This window comes from Kitasatospora sp. NPDC058046 (assembly GCF_042885595.1).
GTDB lineage: Bacteria > Actinomycetota > Actinomycetes > Streptomycetales > Streptomycetaceae > Kitasatospora.
The window spans coordinates 22,799-43,848 of the sequence record NZ_JBHVRS010000029.1; the positions used below are offsets into that span (position 1 = coordinate 22,799).

14 protein-coding genes and 1 pseudogene are annotated in these 21,050 nt (G+C 72.1%); 10 read left to right on the top strand and 5 right to left on the bottom strand.

Going from position 1 to position 21,050, the window contains the following annotated elements; all coding sequences use genetic code 11:
- Nucleotides 1-272 precede the first annotated feature (272 nt).
- Together ACFVU7_RS38865 and ACFVU7_RS38870 are read left to right on the top strand one after the other, a co-directional pair.
- The gene (locus tag ACFVU7_RS38865; protein ID WP_388050687.1) at nucleotides 273-743 is read left to right on the top strand and encodes a hypothetical protein; all 471 of its coding nucleotides are present in this window, start codon (nucleotides 273-275) and stop codon (nucleotides 741-743) included.
- 311 nt (nucleotides 744-1,054) lie between these two features.
- The gene (locus tag ACFVU7_RS38870; RefSeq protein ID WP_388050690.1) at nucleotides 1,055-2,116 is read left to right on the top strand and encodes a DUF2776 family protein; all 1,062 of its coding nucleotides are present in this window, start codon (nucleotides 1,055-1,057) and stop codon (nucleotides 2,114-2,116) included.
- 506 nt (nucleotides 2,117-2,622) lie between these two features.
- Here ACFVU7_RS38870 and ACFVU7_RS38875 read toward each other — a convergent pair.
- Nucleotides 2,623-3,750, bottom strand: a complete 1,128-nt coding sequence (locus ACFVU7_RS38875; RefSeq protein ID WP_388050693.1) for a glycosyltransferase — start codon at nucleotides 3,748-3,750, stop codon at nucleotides 2,623-2,625.
- 452 nt (nucleotides 3,751-4,202) lie between these two features.
- Here ACFVU7_RS38875 and ACFVU7_RS38880 point away from each other — a divergent pair.
- Nucleotides 4,203-5,151, top strand: a pseudogene (locus ACFVU7_RS38880) (5'-nucleotidase).
- A 1,537-nt stretch (nucleotides 5,152-6,688) separates the two neighbouring features.
- Here the strand turns inward: ACFVU7_RS38880 and ACFVU7_RS38885 are convergent.
- Entirely contained in the window at nucleotides 6,689-7,009 is a 321-nt protein-coding gene (locus tag ACFVU7_RS38885; protein WP_388050696.1) for a type II toxin-antitoxin system PemK/MazF family toxin, read from the bottom strand.
- A gap of 8 nt (nucleotides 7,010-7,017) precedes the next feature.
- Nucleotides 7,018-7,332, bottom strand: a complete 315-nt coding sequence (locus ACFVU7_RS38890) for a hypothetical protein (RefSeq protein WP_388050698.1) — start codon at nucleotides 7,330-7,332, stop codon at nucleotides 7,018-7,020.
- A gap of 260 nt (nucleotides 7,333-7,592) precedes the next feature.
- Between ACFVU7_RS38890 and ACFVU7_RS38895 the strand changes: the two genes are divergently transcribed.
- The 3 genes from ACFVU7_RS38895 to ACFVU7_RS38905 all read left to right on the top strand — a co-directional run bounded on the left by ACFVU7_RS38895 (nucleotide 7,593) and on the right by ACFVU7_RS38905 (nucleotide 9,585).
- A complete protein-coding gene (locus ACFVU7_RS38895) occupies nucleotides 7,593-8,105 on the top strand; it encodes a hypothetical protein (protein WP_388050701.1) in 513 nt (170 codons plus the stop codon).
- A gap of 68 nt (nucleotides 8,106-8,173) precedes the next feature.
- Entirely contained in the window at nucleotides 8,174-8,392 is a 219-nt protein-coding gene (locus ACFVU7_RS38900) for a hypothetical protein (RefSeq protein ID WP_388050703.1), read from the top strand.
- A 764-nt stretch (nucleotides 8,393-9,156) separates the two neighbouring features.
- Entirely contained in the window at nucleotides 9,157-9,585 is a 429-nt protein-coding gene (locus ACFVU7_RS38905) for a hypothetical protein (protein WP_388050706.1), read from the top strand.
- Here ACFVU7_RS38905 and ACFVU7_RS38910 read toward each other — a convergent pair.
- On the bottom strand, nucleotides 9,563-10,360 hold the full coding sequence (locus ACFVU7_RS38910; protein ID WP_388050709.1) for a hypothetical protein: 798 nt from the start codon (nucleotides 10,358-10,360) through the stop codon (nucleotides 9,563-9,565). The genes ACFVU7_RS38905 and ACFVU7_RS38910 overlap by 23 nt on opposite strands.
- Nucleotides 10,361-10,887: 527 nt before the next feature.
- Between ACFVU7_RS38910 and ACFVU7_RS38915 the strand changes: the two genes are divergently transcribed.
- The 4 genes from ACFVU7_RS38915 (at nucleotide 10,888) to ACFVU7_RS38930 (ending at nucleotide 19,290) form a co-directional block, all read left to right on the top strand.
- Nucleotides 10,888-12,474 carry a DUF2397 domain-containing protein gene (locus ACFVU7_RS38915; RefSeq protein ID WP_388050712.1) on the top strand — a complete coding sequence of 529 codons (1,587 nt, stop codon included), beginning with the start codon at nucleotides 10,888-10,890 and terminating at the stop codon, nucleotides 12,472-12,474.
- The gene (locus ACFVU7_RS38920) at nucleotides 12,471-13,727 is read left to right on the top strand and encodes a TIGR02678 family protein (RefSeq protein ID WP_388050715.1); all 1,257 of its coding nucleotides are present in this window, start codon (nucleotides 12,471-12,473) and stop codon (nucleotides 13,725-13,727) included. Before ACFVU7_RS38915 ends, ACFVU7_RS38920 begins: the two co-directional genes overlap by 4 nt.
- A gap of 71 nt (nucleotides 13,728-13,798) precedes the next feature.
- Complete coding sequence (locus tag ACFVU7_RS38925) at nucleotides 13,799-17,953, top strand: TIGR02680 family protein (RefSeq protein WP_388050718.1); 4,155 nt, start codon at nucleotides 13,799-13,801, stop codon at nucleotides 17,951-17,953.
- A 35-nt stretch (nucleotides 17,954-17,988) separates the two neighbouring features.
- The gene (locus ACFVU7_RS38930) at nucleotides 17,989-19,290 is read left to right on the top strand and encodes a TIGR02679 family protein (protein WP_388050720.1); all 1,302 of its coding nucleotides are present in this window, start codon (nucleotides 17,989-17,991) and stop codon (nucleotides 19,288-19,290) included.
- 111 nt (nucleotides 19,291-19,401) lie between these two features.
- Here ACFVU7_RS38930 and ACFVU7_RS38935 read toward each other — a convergent pair whose 3' ends face one another.
- A complete protein-coding gene (locus ACFVU7_RS38935) occupies nucleotides 19,402-20,598 on the bottom strand; it encodes a PIN domain-containing protein (RefSeq protein WP_388050723.1) in 1,197 nt (398 codons plus the stop codon).
- Nucleotides 20,599-21,050 lie beyond the last annotated feature (452 nt).

Consider the following 21,050-nt stretch of genomic DNA (forward strand, 5'->3'; position numbering starts at 1 on the left):
TGTGCGGTACGGATCAGGGACAGCGTCGGCGGTGAAGGCGTCCACGGCGGGGGGCACTGGCCGACCGCAGGGCAGCGCCACGACCCAGCGGTCGGCCAGCGCCACGGTCAGGGCGTGCCGGACCTCCTCGTCCGAAGCCCCAGGGCTCGCCGTGTGAGCGATTCCCGCACAGTCCCGGCGACGACGTGGACGTCCTGGGTCACCAGGAAGACGCCCGAGCCCGCCGGTGGACATCGGAGCCGCTCCACGGGTTGGGCCCGCTGCGGTTCGGGATGACAGCCGAGGAGGCCGAGCAGGAACTCGTCGGCGAGCTCGTGCCCAGCCAGTGGAGGAGGGTCCGACCGCACTACGGGTCCGTGGTGAGCAGCGAGTTCGATCTTCCTCGCGTGCCGGCCTTGGCGGCCGTCACCGCGTACTTCGACGCCGGGCGCCTGGTGGGCGTGGCGTTCGACGCGCGGTGCGGTCCCCAGGTCTTCCTGGACGGTCTGCCGTTGGTGGGGCGTGTGCCGTCCGAGCTGGTGGCCGACCTCACCGCGCACGCCGACGCCCACGACGTCTGTCTGCAGCACACCCAGCTGGGGGACCTGGCCTCGGAGGAGTTGGGGTTCTTCGGCTCCACCCAGCGGGCCGGTGACGTACTCCTCACGAGGGCGATGCTGGTCGACTCCCGTTGGGCGGAGCGGATCGGCGACCACTCCGAGACCTATCTCCCCACCGCGGAGTGGCGGGACCGCATGTGGTGACCATGCCCTCCCCCTGGGCAGCGCGCTGGGTGCCGAGGCAGCGCCGGGAGCCCATGCTGCGGTGATCCACCCGGAAGGTGTCGACGAACGTCCCGGTCCCGGACGGCAGCCGTGGCGAAGGCTTCGGCCGCGACCGCAGGCTGCCGATCCGGGGGCGGGGGCGCAGCGGGCCGGAGGGCGGCCAGGAGCGGCCGTGAGCCGATCGGACGAAATCCGTGGACACCCGCCGTCGGGGTCCCGGCCGGAGACCCGGCGGGCTGAACACTGACTGCCGCCCGGGACCGGCGAGTGCGAGGGAGCGAGGAGACCTGGTGGACCACGGAATGAGCGTGCTGCTCCGGGCGATTCCGCTGCTCATGGGCGCGGTGTCGGCCGCGCTCGGCGGCTACGTCCTCGCGCACTCCACCGGGCCGAGTGCCCGGGTCGCGGGCCTGACGCTGGTCTTCCTGGCCGCCGTCTGTCTCTGCCTGTTCGCCGTCGCGGCGACCGTCGTGCGGCAACTGATCGGCCGTTTCGGCGCGTTGGACCGGATCGGCTACCCGGCGTTCGGCTTCGCGGTGTCCGGTGCCGCCGTCGGCTACGGGCTGGGCCTGCTGGCGGAGAGCCACCGGCCGGTGGCCGACTTCGTGGCCGGCAGTGTGGTCCTCGGCATCGGCCTGGTCTGCGTGTGCGTCTCGTCGGTGGCCGCGGTCGCCACCCGCTTCACGCTGATCGGGCCGAACGCCGTCCTGCCGGAGGGTTCCCCGCCGCGCTCGCCCGCGCCGTTCGGCCGGTCCGCGGCCCGGGCGCTGGTGGCGGTCCCGGTCCTTGCGGCCGCCGCCGCCTGGGCGTGGGCGACCGTCATGCTGGCCAACGGGGGCGGCGGGGACTCGGACGGGCGCTTCACGGCCGGGCACGTGGTGGTCGACCAGGCGATCGTCTGCACCGCCCTGATCGGGCTGGTGATCACCCTGCTGCGGCAGATCCGGAACACGTACAGCCGGCGGGAGCGGGTCTGGTGGCTCGTCCCGGCCGCCGTGCTCGGCGCCATGGACATCACCGGGGGCCTGGTCGTCGTCGCCCTGGACCCCCGGCCCGGTCAACTGGCCACCGGGTATGTGCAGATCGGGCTGGGTCTGCTGTGCTGGACGGTGCTGAGCGCGGTGCTGCTGCTCGCCCTCGGCTGGCGCCGTGCCGCGCCGCCGGCCGGCCGTGCCCCGCTGGTCCCGGTCGGCACCACACTGCTGTGCCTGTTCATGGCGGCGTTCCTGTTCGAGTCGGCCGACCCGGACGTGACGGTCGCGGCCCGGGTCCTGGTCGGCCTCGGCGCCGTCTGCTTCTCGCTGTTCGCCGTGGTCTCCGTCCTGGAGGCCGGCGTCGCCGACCGGAACTGACCGGCCGCCCGAAGAAGCCGGCCGCGGAGGTGACACACGCGGAGAAAGAGGCCCGAAACCTCGCCGCAGCCACCCAGTACCGCGAGCGGGAAGGGCACCTCGACGTGCCGCGCAGACACAAGGAGACCCTGCGACTCGCCGACGGGAGCTCCGCCGAGATCGGCCTCGACCACCAGGAGCCGCTCCGCTCCGAAGCAGAACCAGAACGGCCACCCCGCAGAGCGCCGGCCGACCGCGCGCAGCCGCCGGGGCGTCCCGGGCCGCCGGGTCGGATCGCGGGTCGGGACCGCAGTGCGGCAGTGCGGTACGGATCCTTCTGTCCAGGGGGAACGCGCGGCCGCCGCCGAGGACCGGACGGTGCGGCCAGCGGACCCACGCACGTCCCGGCTCCGGGCGGCGGGGCAGGCCGAGCACGGCGGCAGCCGCGTCCAGCCCGGCCGTGCCCTCCAACCGCCACGACGTGCGGGGCCGTCAGCGAGCGGGGCCGATACGGGGACGCGGGATGCTCAGCGGAGTGCTTCGAGCAGGGGAACGGTCTGCTCCGGTCCGGGCAGGGCGTTGGTCTCGCGCTGAAGCCGCTCGGCGGCATGGCGGTAGCCTTCGTCGGCCAGTACCGCCGACACCGTCTCGCGCACCTCGTCCGGGGTCACGGTGACCGGGTCCAGCACCCGGGCGGTACCGAGTTCGACGCACCGCCGCGCGTTGTACGGCTGGTCCGCGCCGAGCGGCAGCAGCACCGAGGGCAGGCCGTGGGCGAGCGTGCCGAGCAGGCTGCCGGAGCCGCCGTGCGAGACCACCAGGCCGCACTGCGGCAGCAGTTGATCCTGCGGGACGAAGCGCTCGATCCGGACGTTCGGCGGCATTGGCCCGAACAGCGCGGGGTCGACCCGGGAGCCGACCGTCGTGACCACGTTCGCCGCGAGTCCCTGCAGCCCGGTCAGGACCCGGGCGAACAGCTCGGTGCTGGTGTAGACGGTGCCGAGCGTGAAGTACACGGTGGGGGTGTCCCGCACGGGGGCCGCGGGGACGGCCGGGCCCGGCCGGAACGCGAACGCGTGGGCGGGCAACGGGAAGCGCGGGTCCCGGAAGGCGTACGGGGACGGCGACAGGACCACGTCCCGGTCCAGCATCGCGAGCCCGGGGTCGGCCGGCAGGCCGTACTCGGAGCGCAGCTCGTGCAGCGGCCCCGCGACGACCTCCTTGCGCAGGAAGCCCCCGGCGGCCAGCACGATGACGGTCGCACAGGGTATCCCGAGCACCTCGGCCGCGATCGAGGTGCCGAAGTCGACCTCGTCGCGCACCAGGACATCGGGCTTCCAAACGCGGGCGATGTCCAGCACCGCAGCAGCCTGCCGTCTCCCGCCGCGCCGGGCGAAGCCCTCGGCGAGCTGCCGCAGGTCAGCCGCCGGATCGGGTACGTCGACGGGCGTGGCCGCCGCGCCCGCGGGACCCGCCGTACCTACCCGCGGCTCGCTGGTGGCGAAGGCGGTGAACCCGGCCGCCGTGATCTCGGCCGTTCTGCCGCCGCTGCCCGCGACCGCGACGGTGTGCCCGGCGGCCTGCGCCGCGCGGGCCACCGGGATGAGGGGGCGGAAGTGGCCACTGCCACCGATGAACGTGAACAGGATGCGCATCGGGCGAGGCTACCGAGCCGTCCGCGGGCAGAACCGCCAGCCCCTGCTCCCCTGAGCAGGTCGGCAGGTGTAGCCATGTCGTCACTCATTCCGGTCGTTCTCTGACACTGCCTCATCGTGGGCACGGCAGCCGAACACGCCACCGGCCTGCGGGTCGGCCGACCACCTGCCCCCGGCTGGCCCGCATAGGACTCGGGCTCAGCGGATTCCATCAAACAGACCTCGAACGCGTCCACGCGTGGAGGGCGGGCGTTGCTGGCGGCGGGCCGGGAAGACCTCCACGCCGGTACTGATGGGGCCATCCGCACGGCGGCACGGCTTGCCCGTCCTGAAGTGCCTTCCTGGGCCCAGTCGGACCGACCTGCCGCCCAGGCACGCCTCCGACGTTTTCGCACATTGGTGCGACAATAGTGGACATACCGCGGCCTGGATGGTGCAGAGGGGTTGATGAGGTGCCGTACGACCTTTCGGAGCGACTCGTCATCGGCATCGCTTCCAGCGCCCTGTTCGACCTGGCCGAGTCGGACGCGGTGTTCCGGGAGCACGGCGAGGAAGGTTACCGGGCCTACCAGGAAGAGCATTTGGATGACACGCTCCGGCCCGGGGTGGCGTTCCCGTTCATCCGGCGACTGCTGTCACTGAACGACCTCTCCCCTGGGGACCCCCTGGTCGAGGTCATCGTGCTGTCCCGCAACGATCCCGACACAGGGCTTCGGGTCATGCGCTCCATCCAGACCAACAAACTGCCGATATCGCGGGCTGTGTTCATGCAGGGCAGGTCCCCGTACCGGTTCATGCCAGTACTCAACATGTCGCTGTTCCTCTCGGCGAACCAGGACGATGTCCGCGAGGCCGTGGACGCGGGTCTGCCCGCCGGCTACGTCCTTGGCCCGATCGTCGAGGACGACATGGGCGACCAGGACCTACGGGTATCCTTCGACTTCGACGGGATCCTTGCCGACGGCGCCTCCGAGCAGGTCTTCCAGAGCGGCGGGATCGAGAGCTTCCGGGAGCATGAGACCGCCAACGCCGACATCGCGCACGATGCGGGACCGCTCAAGGACTTCCTTGCAGCGGTGAACCGGATCCAGCACCGGGAGGAGGAAGAACGCCGGAAGGATCCCGGGTACCGCCTGCGTGTTCACGTATCGATCGTCACCGCGCGCAACGCCCCCGCCCACGAGCGAGCGGTCATGAGCCTGAAGCGGTGGGGTGTCCGCGAACGACGCGTTCTTCCTCGGAGGGATCGACAAAGGCGAGATCATGAAGATCCTCAAGCCGCACATCTTCTTCGACGACCAGGTCGTCCACCTCGCGAGCACCTCCCGCACGACGCCCAGCGTGCACGTCCCCTTCGGACAGCTCAACGAGCCGGCGCCCTCCACACCGGACGCAAACTGAGGCGTCGTCACATGCCGTCCGATCAGGGGCCGCCGAGAAGAAACCGCCTGCGAAGGTGACCTTGACGCCGCGCACCTTGAACTGCCACCCCCCAGGGCAGATCACGACCCAGCTGGCCTGGCTAGTCACTGTCGGCATGGACGGATTGCCAACCCTCCCGGGCTGATCACGACCCAGGTGGCCGGAGAAACGGTCACCGTCCGAGTTCCATTGCCAGCCCTCCCGGGCTGATCACGACCGGCGGCCTGGTGGTGCCCGGCCCGGATCGCCTCGGATTGCCAGCCCTCCAGGGCTGATCACGACGGGCGCTCTCGTCCTGGCCGGCGTCCTGCGGCGGCGATTGCCAGCCCTCCAGGGCTGATCACGACCACGGCGGCCTGGGAGGACGTGATGGTCTCGTGCAGATTGCCAGCCCTCCAGGGCTGATCACGACCCGAGGGTAAAACCAGAGGTCACAGACCACGTGGAGACCGTTGCGAATCATGATGACGCAGAGACCAGCCAGTGCTGCAGCACTGCCGGTCGCAAGGCCGCCAGCCAGCCACTGAGGCCACCGACATCGCCCACCACGACCGGTGACGTCGCCGACCCCACGACCCAAGCCTACCGGAGGCATAGATCACGACCGGCGGGAAGAACCGGAACCGTCCCGGGTGCGGGCATCGAGAAGATGCGGGCACGACTGCGCCGACTGCGCGAGGAGGGCCTGGCCGGTCGAGCACGTGCATAGCGACCTCTCCCCCGAATGCCTGCCCCACGTTAGCCTCCGCCGCGGCGGAATCACGACGTCCGGGCTGAGCACCACGCTACCCGTGGCACGGCTCCCAGGCGGCGGTTGCGGGGCTCCAGCTCGCGTGCAGCGATCCGTCGGCGAGCAGGGGGTCCATGAACACTCGGACGGCCGGGGTGGCGGCGGGAATGTCGCCGCAGCCCTTGAGACCTATGACCAGTGCTGCCGCATCAGGATAGTTGGCGTTCCAGCTGGGTCCGGAAGGGTGAAGGTTACGGGCAGGTTCACCTTCGAAACCTTGGCCGTTCTACGAGCTGCCTCGCGGCGAGGGCTTCGTGTGTGCCCCGCCCGTTCGTGTCTCTCCGGCCGGGGTGGCCAGGGGCCGCCCGGATCGTCACATAACGAACTGGCCGGGGTTCGGGCGGAGCTCCACGGGCCCCCTGGGGGCCTGCCAGTGCCCCGCCGGATACCTGGGGGCCCGGCGGAGCGGCGATCGCCCGTCAGAAGGGCCGCAGGGCGCCTTCCCTACCCGCCGGAATCTCATCTGCCTGACACACGAAGCCGCAGCAGAAGGCCGTGGTGAGGCACTCCCCCTCCCCCGCGCGGCACATGAGCACTGCGACCCGCGACAGGCGCACCTGCCACCACGGGTCGCCCTGCGGCGGTCCATCCAGCCGGCAGGACCCCGCGCCGGGGCCGGCGCGGGGCGCGAGCGGGCGGCAGTGCAGCCGGCAGCCGGAGAGCGGCCGCTGAAGGCAGCGCGCCGGCGGGCTGGCCCCGCCGCATGTGTTGATGCGGTGCGGCCGCCTACAGGGCGAGGGCGGCGCGCAGGCCGGCGGCGACCTTGACCATGGTGGTGGGGCTGAGGGCCCCGAGAGTCTCGCGGAGTTCGTCGCGGTAGAGCACGACGATGTCGTCGCACAGGACCGCGCCGACCAGGCCCGCGTCGGCGGGGCCGAGTTTGACGATGCTCGGGAGGTCGGGCTTGGGGGTGGTGGTGAGCCGGACGGCGAGGCAGTCGTCGAGCTTCTGGTTGCGGGCGTTGTTCGACACGACGAGGAACGGCTTGAGGCCGTGGCCGGCGTCCGCTCGGTAGACGACGCCGCGCACCGGCACGATCTCGGTCACGGTGTTTCTCAGTCCTCACTGGAGCCGCGGCGGCGGCTCCGCATGGCACGGGCGTGTTCGCGGTCTTCGTCGTCGCGGGCGGCGGCCAGCGCGGCGTAGCCGGTGGCCATGACCTTCTGCTCGACGGCGATGCGGCCGGCTTCGAGGAGGGCCTGGAGGACTTCGGCCTCGGAGGGGTTCGCGGAGAGTTCGACCCCGAGGAGTTCGGCGATGGCGGCGCGGTAGGCGCCGGCGGGCTCCCGGAGGCGCTCGACTGTCTGGGTGTCCTCGGCCGTTACGGGTACCGACTTCCGCGCCACGGCCTTTCCGGTGAGACTACTCATGCCTCACATGGTGCAGCAGAATATGCGGCAAATCAAGCGGCACTGTCCGGCCAGGGGTTGGTGGCGGGTATGGGCGAGTGCGTGGACGGTGGTCGGGTCCGCGCACCCGAGCCCGAGCGGGTGACCGACCGAGCGCGCCAACTGTCCTTGATATATGCAAATAATGCGGTTTAGGTATGACTCGGCGGATTCGGCGGGACCGGGCCGCCACCGAGGTTCCGGGGGTAGCCTCCCCGCAGGCCGACCGGTGGAGGAGAAGAGTGAGTGGAGAACACCTGATCAGCGACGAGGAGACACGGAGCATCGTGGAGGGCTTTCTCTCCGTGTCTCCGTGGCTGGGAGACGTGGAGTGGGATCGCGCAGTGCTCGGCCCCCACACCGAATTCCTCGTTGGCCTCGACGGCAAGATCCCGGAGAACGCGACGCTCTCGGACGACCAGAGGTGGTCGTGGACCGTGTCGTTCTCCGATCCCGCCGGCACGCAGAGCACGCTCAACCACGAGGTGGTCCTTGAGGGCCTGACGCGCCTCGTCTACGACAAGGACAGCGGCTCCGACGTCTACCTGCGCCTGCCGGTCTCGCAGTGGTTCACCGAACCCACGGAGACCCGGCGCAGCCTCAGGCTGTCCACCTCCCAGCAATCGCTGATCTGCCAGCACGCCCTCTACGGGAAAACCGTCTTCCCTACGGGCGAACGCGAGAAACTGTTCGGGGAGGAGCTGGACTTCTTCTCCGACCAGCGCCCCGACACCGCCTCCCCCCGCGAAGCCTGACCCGCCACTACGCCGCCGTGGCCGATTGCCTCCAGAGCGGAGCGCAGCCGGGCGATCTGCTTCCGGGGGTGACCCTGCACGGGCTCGATGTCGGCCGGTGGCTGGAACGCCAGTGCCGGCACGTCGTGTGGCAGGGCCTGAGCGGGGCGCAGCAGGGGCGTCTGGCCGAGCTTGGCATCGAGCCGGAGGCGGCCCCGACGGGGAAGGAGGGTGCGGTGAAGAAGACGGTCGGCGCTGGGAAGGCAAGCTCCTTCGACCGCGCTCTGGCCGCGCTCGTCCAGTACTGAGAACGCACCGGTTCGGTGATCGTGCCGCGCGGCCATGTCGCGCCGGTGCTGGACGGCGACGGCGGCACGGTGAAGGTGTAGCTCGGGGTGTTCCTGTCGAACACCGAGAGCCGTCGGGCGAAGGTGACCGGCGAGCCGTTGGAGCGGCTCGCCGCGCTCGGCCTCGACTGGCGCTGACCCCGCCCGGCCCTCATACCCGCTGGAGGCTCTCCGGGCCGTTCCCGGTACTCTGCCCGTCGTAGCCGGGGGACACGGCGGCCGGACGGTGTGGACTTTCAGGGCGGACAGTGCGCAGCGGCGGCCAGGGCGCCCTTGCGGCGGGCGTAGGCGGGGTTCCGGTCCTGCTCTCTGCCGTCCGGGGCCGGAGGCGGGCAGAGGGGGCCGGGCCTGTGACGGGACACCGCCCGGTCGCTCGGGTGGTCTTCCGCGAGCCGCGGGTATCGGATCGTCACGTAACGGACCGGAGATCCGTCGGCACGCCGAGGCCCGGTCACGGCAGCACCGGGACGGCGTGCCCGGGTGCGGGTGCGGCTCGGGCAGCGAACCGGGCTGTGGGGGTGGCCTGGAGTGCGGCCGCCCCCACAGCCCCGCTGTCACGTGACGAACCGAGATCCGCACGGTGTCGTCGCGTGTCGGCCCCAAGGTCGCCCCAACCGCAACGGCTGGTCGCTCTTCGTCGTGAACGACAGCCGGAGGATTCCTGCAGTCGGCCCGCTGCCGGACAGAAGGACTAGCAGATCTGTGAGAACAATGAGGGGGCGGACATGGCAGAGACCAACGACCACGACGAGGCGCTGCCCACCCAACGCACCGCACTGATCGGGCGGATCTCGATCCTGGCCGACGTGGCGATGGGAGCGCTCGCGGCCATGCGCGGAATGACCGCTCCCGCAGCAGTCGGCGCCGGGCTCTCGGCAACGGGGGGCAGCCTGCTGCCCGCCACCCGGTTCATCCGCCGAGCCGCGCCCCGCATCGGGAACGGCGTCCTGGCGGCCTCCGAGGCCGGCGTCGTGACGGCCCGCCCGGGCATCCGTCGGCCGCGCGGTCGGCGGGTGCAGGTCTGCCGGAGTGGTCGGGTGCAGGTGGGCTCGGACGGTCGACGGGGCGCGGTTCCCGGGCGCGGTGGCGGTGCCACTGCCGGTTCGTATGCCCGGGGGGCGGTTGCGGGATTCAGTTGCGCGGCCTGGCGGTGACGGTGCGCAGCCAGGAGTCGGTGCCGGCGGCCGCGGCGCGCTCCCGGGTGGGGTAGTGGTCGCGGCGGTTGGGGGTGGTTCCGTGTGGCCAGGCGTTCCAGCCGTTGCGGCGCAGGCCGTTGAAGTTGGGTGCGATGTGGCAGATGACAGTGTCGCCAGCTACGACGTCCCAGGTGCCTGTCTCTTTGTAGTGCTCGTTCTTGACGATGTCGGCGGTGTCCAGCAGTGCGAGGGCTTTCTTGCGTGACAGGCGCGGTCGCTTCGGGGCGCGTGGGGGACGGTCGGGTTCGTTACGTGACGGTGCGGGGTGTGCCGGGCCGGGTCCGGTCGGGGTGTCGACCGTGGCCGGCAGGGGGGTTGCTGCGGTGCGGACCTGGACGGGTTCGGTGCCTGTCGGTTCGTTGCGTGACGGGTTCCGGGGCCGCGTGGCGGCACGGACGGCCTCGACCAGCTCGGTGTAGCGGCGTTGCAGGGTGGCGAGGGAGTCGTCCTGGAAGGTCCCTTCCTCGGCTGCGGAGGCCGTGTGTCCTGCGGCGGTGGCCAGGGCTGTGGCGGCGGCGCGGATCGGTCCGGCCGGGCTGTCGTCGCCTTCCGGCTCCGCGGGTTCGTTACGTGACGGTGCGGCGGTGGGGGGCTGCGCGGCGGCCCGGAGTGCGGTTACCTCGGCGGCTCGGCGGCGCCGGTAGGCCGCCTGGCGGCAGACCGCGGAGCAGGTGCGGCGGGCCCGGGCGCGTCCTTGGGTCATCTGGGTGCCGCAGATCGCGCATGTGGGCATGCCGACCTCCCGGTTTGTGATGCAACAGTCTGAGCGTAGGGGGGCGCCTCCGGATTGTCACGGAACGGACCGGGCGCGTGCCGACGGTGTCGACCGGGGTCGGTTCGCCTGGTCGTCCGTCGGGTGCGCGTTCGCCATTCGCCGTCTCGCGGCGCCGGCCCCGCAGGCGGGTGCGTCGGCCGGGTGTGCCCGTCCGATGCCCTGGGGCAGCTGTGGGGGCAGACGGGGCCCGGGGTCCGGCCCGAGCTCGGTGCGGGGAGGGGTTCAGGTCGCGCTCGGCCGTTCATGTGCGGTCCCCCTGCGTCGGGGCCTGCGAGGGGAGGGAAGGGCTGTGCGGGCTTCGGCCGGGCCCGGTCTTTTTCGCTCGCTTTTCTGTCTTTCTATCTCTTCTCTTCGGTCTTGGCATGTCATTTATATCGCTGGATCGATTGCTTTTTGCATTTGGTGTGCTGGCTCTGGCCGGGGCCCTATGCTTCCGCCGGGTTTTATGCCGTGCTCCCGCCGGCGGCCCGGCCGATTGAGAGTGGGTGCGGCTGGCGGTGGCTTTCCCTTCTCGTGGCTTCTTCGATCCGGTGCCTGCCGAGTGCCTCCTTCTGTTCCGGTACCTCACGGCGGAGAGCAGTGCCGAGTACGTCGCCGTGATGGATGTCCTGTGCGCGACGCTGTTGGCCGACATGTCTGCCTCCGATCTGCGGGAACGTTTGCTCGAGGCCGGACTGGATATCGCCTTGGACACGGTGGAGGAGCGCTGTCTGCAGCTGATCGCGTGGAAGAACCTGATGAAGTCCCCCCGCGATCCGCATGTGCCCACGGTCGAGGCCTACCGGCACTCGCAGAGGCGGTTCCAGGCGACCTCGCGGGGCCACTGGCTGCACCGCCAGGTCCGCGAGCTCGCGCGCAGGGGCGACGGCGCGCGTGAGGTCGCCCGGGAGCTGCTGGGCGGCCTGGTGGTCCTGCTGGAGCAGATCGCCGAGCGGGTGGAGGGCGGGGGCCTGGTCGATGCCGAACTGCTGGCGGCCGACGTCACCACGGTCTTCAGCAACCAGCAGCTGTTCACCGACGGCGTCAGGGATTTTTACGCTTATCTCGGCAATGTGCTCACACGGTACGACCTCGCGGGCGAGGAGTACTCGACGTTCAAGGGATTGCTGCTGGAGTATGTCGAGCTGATCAGTGCGGATGTGGCACGCCACAGCCCGGGCATCGTGAGGGTTCTGGAGCGACTGGCTCCGCTGCTCGGAACGGTGCTGGCGGTTCTGGACACGCTGCCGTCCCTGGTGAACGCGGACGGTTCCGCGGTCGAGCGGCTGCCGGGACGGCAGGTGGCCGACTGGGAGGAGCTGACGGCCTGGTACACCGGGTCGAACGGGGTCTCGGGGCCGGCCCAGCTTCGCAGCGCGGCGGATGCGGCGCTCAGCCAGTTGCTCACCAACGCGAAGCGGATGCTGGCGTCGACCGGGACGGGGGCGTCGCGTCGCGCGGATCTCCTGCGGCTGGCGGCGCTGCTGGACTCCTCGCGGGAGGAGGACGCGCAACGGGGATTCGCGGCGGCCTTCGGGTTGTTCTCCGCCCGGCATCTGGGGTTGGGGCCCGAGGAGGGCGAGGTCGGGCGGACGGCTGCGGTGTCCTGGTGGGACGCGGTTGCGGTGGACGTGCCGGTGGCGTTGCGGGAACGGGGGACGCGCGCGTCGGTGGGCCGCAACGGGCGGGTGCCCGATCCTGGGGCGGACAACGCGTCGCAGCTGGCTGCGGCTTCGGCCGAGGAGGCCGCCAGGCGCGCCGCGGTGGCGGAGTTGCTCGCCGTGGGCGAGCTGGACGGGTGCGAGGTGTCGCCGGCGGCGTTCTGGCAGGTGCTGCTGCCGTTGCTGGGGAGTCTGCTGGCCAGGCATCCCGGTGCACAGGAGCGGGCCGACTTCGTGGACCGGGATCTGGGCATCGCGCTGGTGGCTCGGTGGGAGGAAGGACGGTCGACCGTGGTGTCGTGGGAGGGCGGTTCCGCGCACGTGGACAAGATGGTGTTGTCGGTGTGCCCAGGGCCCGGTGACCACAGCGGGGTTCCGTTGGAGGAGGACGACGGCGCCGGTATGGAGCAAGGCATGGGGGGCGCGGTGTGAGCGGTTTCGCGGCCGCGGAGCCGCGGGTTCCCTCGACGTCGGCGCATGAGGCGGCCGAGCGGCGGCAGGCGGCACGGGCACTGCTGGCGAGTCCGTTGCTGACCGCGCAGAGGCAGCCACGTGAGCTGGCCCTCGTTCACCGTCATCATGCGGCGCTGACGGGGATGTTCAGCCGGATGCTGGGATACCAGCTGGTGGTGGAGTCGGGGTTCGCGCGCCTGGTGAAGGGGGCGACGGGCGGGGGCGGGCCGGTGCGGTCGGTGCAACTGCCGCGGAAGGCACCGCTGGACGGACCGGGGCTGGCGGTTCTGTGTCTGGCGTGCGCTGCGCTGCTGGCTCCTGGGACTGGAGGGCAGATCCTGATCTCGGAGCTGGTGGAGCAGATCCGGGCGGATGCGGTCGCTGCCGGGGTCACTCTGGGTGAGGAGCAGGCGGGACTGAGGCGCGTGTGCTCGGCGTTGGAGATGCTGGTGGCCTGGGGGGTACTGGCCGAGACGGACGGGACCGTGGAGGAGTGGCGCCACCGGGACGAGGAGGCGCTGCTGACGGTCAACCAGGCGGTGCTGCCTCATCTGCTGGCCAGGCGGCTGCCGGTGGCTGTGCAGGGGGCGGAGGAACTGGTGCGGCAGGCGGTACCGGTGGTGATCGAGCCGCGGCAGGCACTGCGACGGCGGTTGGTGGAGAACCCCCTGGTGCGCCGTGAGGAGTTGAGCGCGGCGGAGGAGGAGGTGCTGTACCGGGACCGCGCCGATGTGGTGCGGCAGTTGGAGGAGAACTTCGGGCTGGGCCTGGAGGTCCGGCTGGAGGGGGCGTTGGCGTTTGATCTGGACGGTGTGCTGAGCGATGTGGAGTTCCCGGGGACGGGCACGGTCCGGCAGGCGGCGCTGTTGTTGATCGACTCCCTGGTCGACGGGGCGCGCCCCGCAGCCGGGCAGCAGGCGGAGGCCGACGGGGCTCTGGTGCCCTCTTTGGCCTGTGAGTGGGCGAAGGTGGACGAGGCGTTGGCACGGCTGGTGGAGCAGTACGGGCGCGCGTGGGCGGTGGAGTTCGTCGGTGATCCGGCCAGGCTGCGGCGGGAGGTGGTGGCACTGCTGGAGTCGGTGTCACTGGCCAGGACGACGGCCGGGGCGCTGCTGCTGCATCCGGCTGCGGCACGATACCGGCCGAAGCCGAGCGCGGTGGCCCGGGCGGCCCGGCGCGGCGGGGGGCGGGGGAACGAGGCCGCGGGATACGAGCAGGGAGTCCTGGTATGAGCGCAACGGTGCCCTTGCCGCGCGGGCGGGCGTCGGGGACGGTTCCGGTCCACCATCCGGGACGCTGGCATGTGGCCAGGGCCGGGATCCTGAACGCCTGGTACTACTACGACCAGCGGTTCGACGTGTCGGGCGGGCGGCTGATCCTGCGCGGCACCAACGGGTCGGGCAAGAGCCGCGCGCTGGAGATGCTGCTGCCGTTCGTCCTGGACGCGGACCGGCGACGCATGGACGCCACGGGCGCGGGCAAGGTCCGGCTGGAGGACCTGATGGAGGCCGGCTGCGGGGACGCGAATGTGCGTCTGGGCTACCTGTGGCTGGAACTGGTCCGCTACCTTCCCGCCGACGGTGCCCGGGCGGCGCCGGGGGGCCGGGAGCACCTGACGGTCGGGGCCGCGGTGCGGTTCTCGCGCAGCACCAAGGAGGCGAAGGCCTGGTACTTCCTGACACCGTTGCGCGTGGACGAGGGCCTTTCACTGATGGATGCCGACCGCGCTCCGCTGTCGGTGCACCAGCTCACCCAACTGGTGGGCGAGGAACGGATCACGACCTCTCCCGACACACACCGCGAGCGGGTGGCCGCGCAGGTCTTCGGACTGCCCGGGGCAAGCGGACGCGAGCGGTTCACGGGGCTGCTGCAACTCCTGCACACCCTGCGGGCCCCGGACGTCGGCAACCGGATCGACGAAGGCGGCCTGCCCGCGATCCTCTCCGATGCCCTCCCCCCTCTGGCCGACAAGGCCCTGACCGCGGCCGGCGAGAAACTCGACGGGCTCAACGAGACCCGCAAGGCTCAGGAGAACCTCGAACTGGCGTGCCGGCAGGTGTCCGCGTTCGCGGCGGTATACCGGCGCTATGCCACGGCGGTGATGCGCGAGCAGGCGTCACGGACCCGCAGGACCGCCGAGGCCGCCCGCACGGCTGTGCTGGAGGAACGCCGGCAGGAGCAGCGACGCCTGGATCTCGCCGACCAGGCCGCGCACGCGCGCGCCCGCCAGGAGGAGCTCGGCGACTACTGCGAGGAGCTCCAGGCCACCATCACGGGTATCAAGGAGTCCCGCGCCTACAAGGACGCGCGGGAGCTGGACGAGCGCCAGGGGCGGTTGGAGGCACTGGGCGAGGCCGCAGACTCCGCGTTCTCGGCCGCGGACTCCGCGCGGGCGGCCGAGCATCACGCGTCGGAGGCCGTGGACGAGGCGGTAGAGGACGTCCGGGCCGCGGCAGCCGCGGCGGACGCGGCGTTGGAGAAGACGCGCGCGGATCTGGACGGCGCCCGCCTGCATCCGGTGCTGCCCGCTCGGATCGCCGCGCAGGTGGAACGCGCGCAACCGGTCCTCGACCTGGTGCGCACGGAACGGATGCTGGAGGCGGCCGCACTGCCCCGGCCAGCGGTGCTGCAGCTGATGCCGGCACCGGTGGAGCTGGAGAAGTCCCTCACCGCGCTCGGCGAGCAGGCCCCGGTTCTGCGGACGGCGGCGGCAGCCCGCCGCGACCAGGCCGAGGCCAGGCGGCGCCACGCGCGGGAGCTGGACGAGGAACGGCCTCGAGTCGAGCAGCTCGAGGTGCTGGCCGAACAGGCCGCGCAGGAGACTGTCGCGGTCGAGGAGGAGGCCCGTGCGGCCGCAGGGCGCCGCGACGACGCCGCGCTGGCCCTGGCCGGGGCCTGGGCGGCGTGGAGCGCGGGCGAGGCCACCACGGCCGTGCTGGGCTGCGAGGTCGACTGGGCCGCCGGCCCGGCCGGGCCCTTGCTGGCCGACATGGGGTTGCTGGTCGGCGACGACGACGGCGGCGGGGACTCGGAGGAGGGGCTGGCCCGGCTGGATGCCGCCGCCGGCTGGGCAGCCGGCGGCGCGCGCGAGAGCCTGGCCCACCGCCGGGCGCTGCTGGACGCCGCTGACAGTGCTGACAGGAAGCGGATCCGCGCGCTGGAGGACGAGACGCAGGAACTGCGCGTCGTCGACCCGCCCCCGCCCGCTCCCGAATGGACGGCCGGCCCTCCCGCGGGGTCGGTACCGCTGTGGAAGGCCCTGGAATTCACCGAGCAGGCCAGCGACGAGGACCGGGCCGGCCTGGAAGGCGCGCTGCTGGCGTCCGGACTGCTGACCGCGGCCCTCGGGCAGGACAGCACCCTGCGGGCCGACGACGGGAGCGTGCTGGTGCGGGCGGACGGCCCCCGGGTCCTGCGCTCGGTCCGGCAGGTTCTCGCGCCGGCACCGGACTGCCCTGTCCCGGCGGCGCGGGTGCTGGCGGTTCTCGACCAGATCGCGCTCGACACCTCCGGCTCGCCGGTATGGATCGACCGCACCGGCGGATGGGGCAACGGACTGCTGTGCGGCCGCCACCGGGCACCGGCCGCCCGGTACGTGGGGGCGGCGGCCAGGGCCGCCGCCCGCGAGCGGCGCCTGGCCGAGATCACCGCCGAACTGGACGCGCTCGAGTCAGCCGCGGAGCAACGGGACGGCCAGCGCGAGGAGGTCGACGAGGCCCTGGCACGGTTGGAACAGCACCTGCTGACCGCCCCCCGTTCCACCGCCCTTGCGGCGGCCCGCCGTGAGGCCCGGCGCGCACGGCAGGTCGCGGAACGGGCCCGGCACCGGGCGACGCGACTGGCCGCGGAGGCCGGCGAGCGGCAGCGCACGCTGCAAGCCCGGCTGCTGGCACACAAGGACGCGTGCGCGGCGTTCTCTCTGCCGCACGCCCATGACGCACTGCTGGCCGCCCGGGACGCGGCCGGCGCGGCGGTGGCGAGCGCCACCCACCTGCACCAGGCCGCCAGGACGGTACGCGAGCGCCTGGAACGACTGGGCCGCGCCGAACAGGCCACCACCCAGGCACGCGCCGTACGGGTCGCCGCGGAGCAGCACGCGCAGGTGCGGTGGACGACGTGGGCCGCGGAGGAGAACGCGCTCGCGGCGATCCGCGAGAGCCTGGGGGCCGATGCCGAGGCAGTCACCCGCACACTCACACAGGCTCAGGACGCCCACGCCCACGCGAAGACCGACCTCAAGGCGGCAAACAGGCAGGCCACCGATCTGGCCGCCCGGGCCGCCGACGCCGCCGCCCGCGCCGAGGCCGCCTCTACGGCGGCCTCGGCAGCCACCGAGGCGATGCGGGCCGAGGCACGGGCGCTGGCCGCACGGTGCGCACATCCGGGGCTGGCGTGCGCGCGCCGACCCGACGCCTCCCCCGTTGCCTGGGACGACGACGGACCGGTCGATCCCGCCGCTGCCGCGCGGCTGGCCGACGCCGCACTGGACGGGCTGACCGACCGGTCCGCCACCGCGGACGCGACCGCGGTCCTACGCGCCCAGAACGCGCTCGACCACGGCATCAGCGGCATCCTCGACGTCGACTCCCGGGTCGAGGACGGCGTTCATCTCGTCCAGCTGTGCAACGCCAGCGGGCGGCGATGGGTCGGCGACACCGAATCGGAGCTGACCGTGCTGCGCGACCGCGGCCGCGCCGCCCTGACAGAGCGGGAGCGCGCCGCGTTCACCACGTTCGTCCTCGACGGTGTCGCCCAGGAGTTGCGCGACCGCATCCGCCAGGCAGGGAGACTGGTGGAGGCCATGAACGCGTCGCTGGCGACGATCTCGACCAGCCACGGCATCGGTGTCGAACTCACCTGGAGCCTTCGCGAACCGGGCAGCACGACCGCGCGCATCGAGGAACTGCTGCGGCTCGACCCTGCCGTGATGCGCAGCGACCAGCAGGACGAACTCATCACCCTGCTGCGGGCCGAGGTCAACGCGAGGTTCAGCTCCGCCCCGGAGACCGGGTACGCCGCCCATCTGCGGGCCGCGTTCGACTACCGCCTCTGGTACACGATGGAGGTGGTGATCACCGGCCCCGAGCAGGGCCAGCGACGCAGGATCAGCCGCCGGGCCAAACTGTCCCAGGGCGAGACGAGGTTCGTGTCCTACGTCGCCCTGTTCGCCGCCGTCGACGCCTACCTGTCCGGGCTGCCCGACACCGGCCGCGCCCTGCGTCTGATCCTCCTCGACGACGCGTTCGCGAAGGTCGACGACCGCACCATCGGCGAGCTCATGGATCTGCTGGTCCGCCTCGATCTGGACTTCGTCATGACCGGGCACGCCCTGTGGGGGTTCTACCCGCAGGTGCCGGCGCTGGACGTGTACGAGGTCCGCCGGGCCGAGGGGCGTCCAGCGGTCGCTCTGCACATCCACTGGGACGGCAGCAAACGCCACCTGAAGGCCGCCGTATGAGCGATGCGCACACCGCGGCACCAGCGGTGCATCGGTTGCCGGAGCCCATCCGCGGATACCTGGCCCACCCCAGCCTGGACGGCCTGTGGGAGGCGGTCCGTACGCGGCTGGAACGCAACAGCCTGGCCATCACCGGTGTTCTCTCCCTGGTCCTCGACGAGACCGGCGCGCGGCGCCTTGGCGGCCTTCTGGGCACCAGCACCCGGGCCGGAACCGTGCGGGTGCCCCTCGCCGCACTGGACGCGGCACTGCGCTCGTCCAGTGCGGGCTGTTCGCTCATCACGGCTGTCACGGATCTGACGGGAAGCGCGCTGCGCGACCGGCGGGCCGAACGACGACGGCGGGAAACGGCCTGCGCCGGTGTCTGGACAGGACTGGAGGACGCGCTGGAGGACGCCGGGCTCGCCCACCTGGCATGGGTGCCGGCCTGGCGGGAACAGATCCGCGCCCAGGGGCTGCTCACCCGCGCCGGGCCCGAGGCCGGCCGAGAGGCCGTCGGGGCCGCGGTGCGGACCCTGGCCGCCCTCGCCCCCGCCCTCTCCGCCTCCGCGCGGAAGCCCGCCCCGACAGTCGCGATGTCCGGGCTGGCCCAGCTCGCCGCACGCGCCACCGCAGACGCCCACGGCCTGGACGACGGCCGCCTGGCGGGCACGCTGGTCCTGCGGGCCATCGCCGCCGCCCACGCTCTGCCCTGGCCCGCGGACGGTGCCGGCCGCCGGCAGCTGTGGGAACGCGTCGGGATCGCGGCCGACCAGGTGTCCGGCACCGCGCTGGTCCTCGGCCTTCGGCCGCCGGGCGACAGACCGTGGCCCGGCATGCTCCGGGCCCGCGCCGGCATGGGTCTGGTCACCCACCTCACCCTCTCCGAGCTCACCTCCCCCGTATCCGAGGACCCGCTGGTGGCCTCCGGGCAGATCGTCCATGTCTGCGAGAACCCCCAGGTCCTGCAAGCCGCAGCCCAACTGTCCGTGCCCGGGCCCCTGGTCTGCACCTCGGGCATGCCGTCCAGCGCGGGCTGGCATCTGCTGGAGCGTCTGCACACCGAGGGCGCGATTCTGCGCTATCACGGCGATTTCGACTGGCCCGGCATCGCCATCGCCGCCCGGATCCTGCACCTGGCCCGGCCCTGGCGGCTCTGCGCCGAGGACTACCGGCACGCACTCACCCGTCTGCCGGATACGGCCCGCCTCCCCCTGGCCGGCGCCCCCGCCCCCACCCCCTGGGACCCGGTCCTCGCGGACGCCATGCACCACGCCGGATACGCCGTCCATGAAGAAACGGTTCTTCCTCTTCTGCTCAAAGACCTGCAGGCCGGCCCCGCTGCCCAGGTGGCGTAACCTCTCTCGCCCACGACCCGATTCACGGCCCGTCGCACGCGAGGCCACCGCCGGCGCCGTACCGACCGGCCCGGGCTGCCGAGGCCGCGCACTCGGCGGCCCGTATCTTCCTCACCGGCGCGGCCGGTCACCGGTCGCGGTTGTCGAGAGCCGCTCCAGTTCCGCGTCCAGTCGCTGCCGGGCCCAGTCGTCCACCTGCTCGACGCGGGGAACCTGGTCGGCGTACTCGGCCAGAACCGCCTCCCACCGCGGCCGTCCCGGCTCCGGCAGCGCGGCCGCGGGCCAGTGGCGCAGCACGGTGGGGCACAGGAGCGACTGGGAGCCGAGCAGCAGGCGTGTGCGCCATTGGCAGGCGATACGTCTCGTGGTGCTGCCCGACCCGGGCTGCGAGCACAGCGCGACACCCAGGAGGTACCAGTCCACGGTGGCGGTGTACCAGTGCTCGCCGTCGATCTCGAGGCCGGTGATGTCGGTGACGTGGCCGGGGACCGCCCGTGGGACCGTGGCCCACCGGTTCCAGCAGACGGTCCGACTGCCGGCGGGGACCGGGGCGCGGGCGGGGCCCAGCACGCTTGCGCTCCACGTCTCCTGGCCCGAGTTCAGGAGACGCTCGGCCTCTGCCCGCATCGCCGCCCGCGCCCGCGAGGAGCGCAGCAGTACGTCGAGGCGTGTACGGGCGTCGGGGCGGCCGGTGTCAAGGGGACGTGTGACCAGGCCGAACAGGGCGTCGATGGAGGTCAGGTGTGTCATGCGGTCCTCCAGCCCGCAGATGTCGGCGTCCATCGGGGGAGGATAGACGCGGCCGTCGCCGAAGTCGCGGGTGTTGGCGCTGACGAAGCACACCTGCTCGCCCGGGTTCCGGCGCAGGTACTCGACGGTGGAGAGCCAGATCGCGGTATCCCGTGCACCGCTCTTTCGGGTGTCCTTGCCCTCACCGGCCCTGGCAGGTTTCTGTGCGCGCGCCTCACGGGCCAGCGCCTGCCTGGCAGCCTTGCCGGAAAGGGGAAGGGTCTCGAAGCGATGGGCCAGGTCGCGGTGCCAGTAGGTGTGACCTGATTCCGCGCTGAAGCGCTCAGGTGTGGGGACGGTGGCCCAGGGCGCCGATCTGGCGAGTTCTTTCAGTGCTGTGACAGCCCGGGCATGGGCGTGGCGATGGTCCGCCTCACGTCTGGCCAGCAGCTCTTCTCGCACCATCCACGGCACCGCGACCCTGTGGCGCCCACTGAGCTGCAGGGCCCTCAGCGTGTCGAGGACTGGACTGTCCGGTCCGAGACCGAACAGCACGGAGGAGTCGAGCACGATCATCATGAGATGGCTCCCGGGTACGGCCCACGGCAGGATCCCAGCCCGGGCACCCCGGTTGCCAGTCGATCACCCGCAACAACCCGACCCGCCCGCTGTTGGCCACGATGTGACCGGTCTCGGCACGGTCCGTTGCGCCCGGGGGCACAAGCGTGACCGGACGAACGAGATGGTCGCCGGCCACCACGACGTCCCCGCCGAGGAACCGGGACATCGCCTCCATCTCTGAGGCCGGTCCGCGATGCTGTTGCCGACCTGGATACGGACCCGGTCAGGCGGCTGAAGGCTTCGGGGGCAGTTGGCGGGGCACTACAGGTTCCCGTTCGGTGTCCTGTTGCGCCGTCACACACCTTTCGACAAGCCGAAGTCGAGGTTGCGAGCCCTCCGGGGCGGATCACGGCTGGGCGGCGGCGTCTCGGTGATCCACTCCCACTGGTGTTACCCGGTCCGGGCTGGAG

Bases quoted from the DNA above. Each gene is read 5' to 3' on its own strand.
- ACFVU7_RS38890 (WP_388050698.1), bottom strand. From the start codon at position 7,332: ATGAGTAGTCTCACCGGAAAGGCCGTGGCGCGGAAGTCGGTACCCGTA.
- ACFVU7_RS38905 (WP_388050706.1), top strand. From the start codon at position 9,157: ATGGCAGAGACCAACGACCACGACGAGGCGCTGCCCACCCAACGCACC.
- ACFVU7_RS38910 (WP_388050709.1), bottom strand. From the start codon at position 10,360: ATGCCCACATGCGCGATCTGCGGCACCCAGATGACCCAAGGACGCGCC.
- ACFVU7_RS38935 (WP_388050723.1), bottom strand. From the start codon at position 20,598: ATGATGATCGTGCTCGACTCCTCCGTGCTGTTCGGTCTCGGACCGGAC.
- ACFVU7_RS38875 (WP_388050693.1), bottom strand. From the start codon at position 3,750: ATGCGCATCCTGTTCACGTTCATCGGTGGCAGTGGCCACTTCCGCCCC.
- ACFVU7_RS38865 (WP_388050687.1), top strand. From the start codon at position 273: ATGACAGCCGAGGAGGCCGAGCAGGAACTCGTCGGCGAGCTCGTGCCC.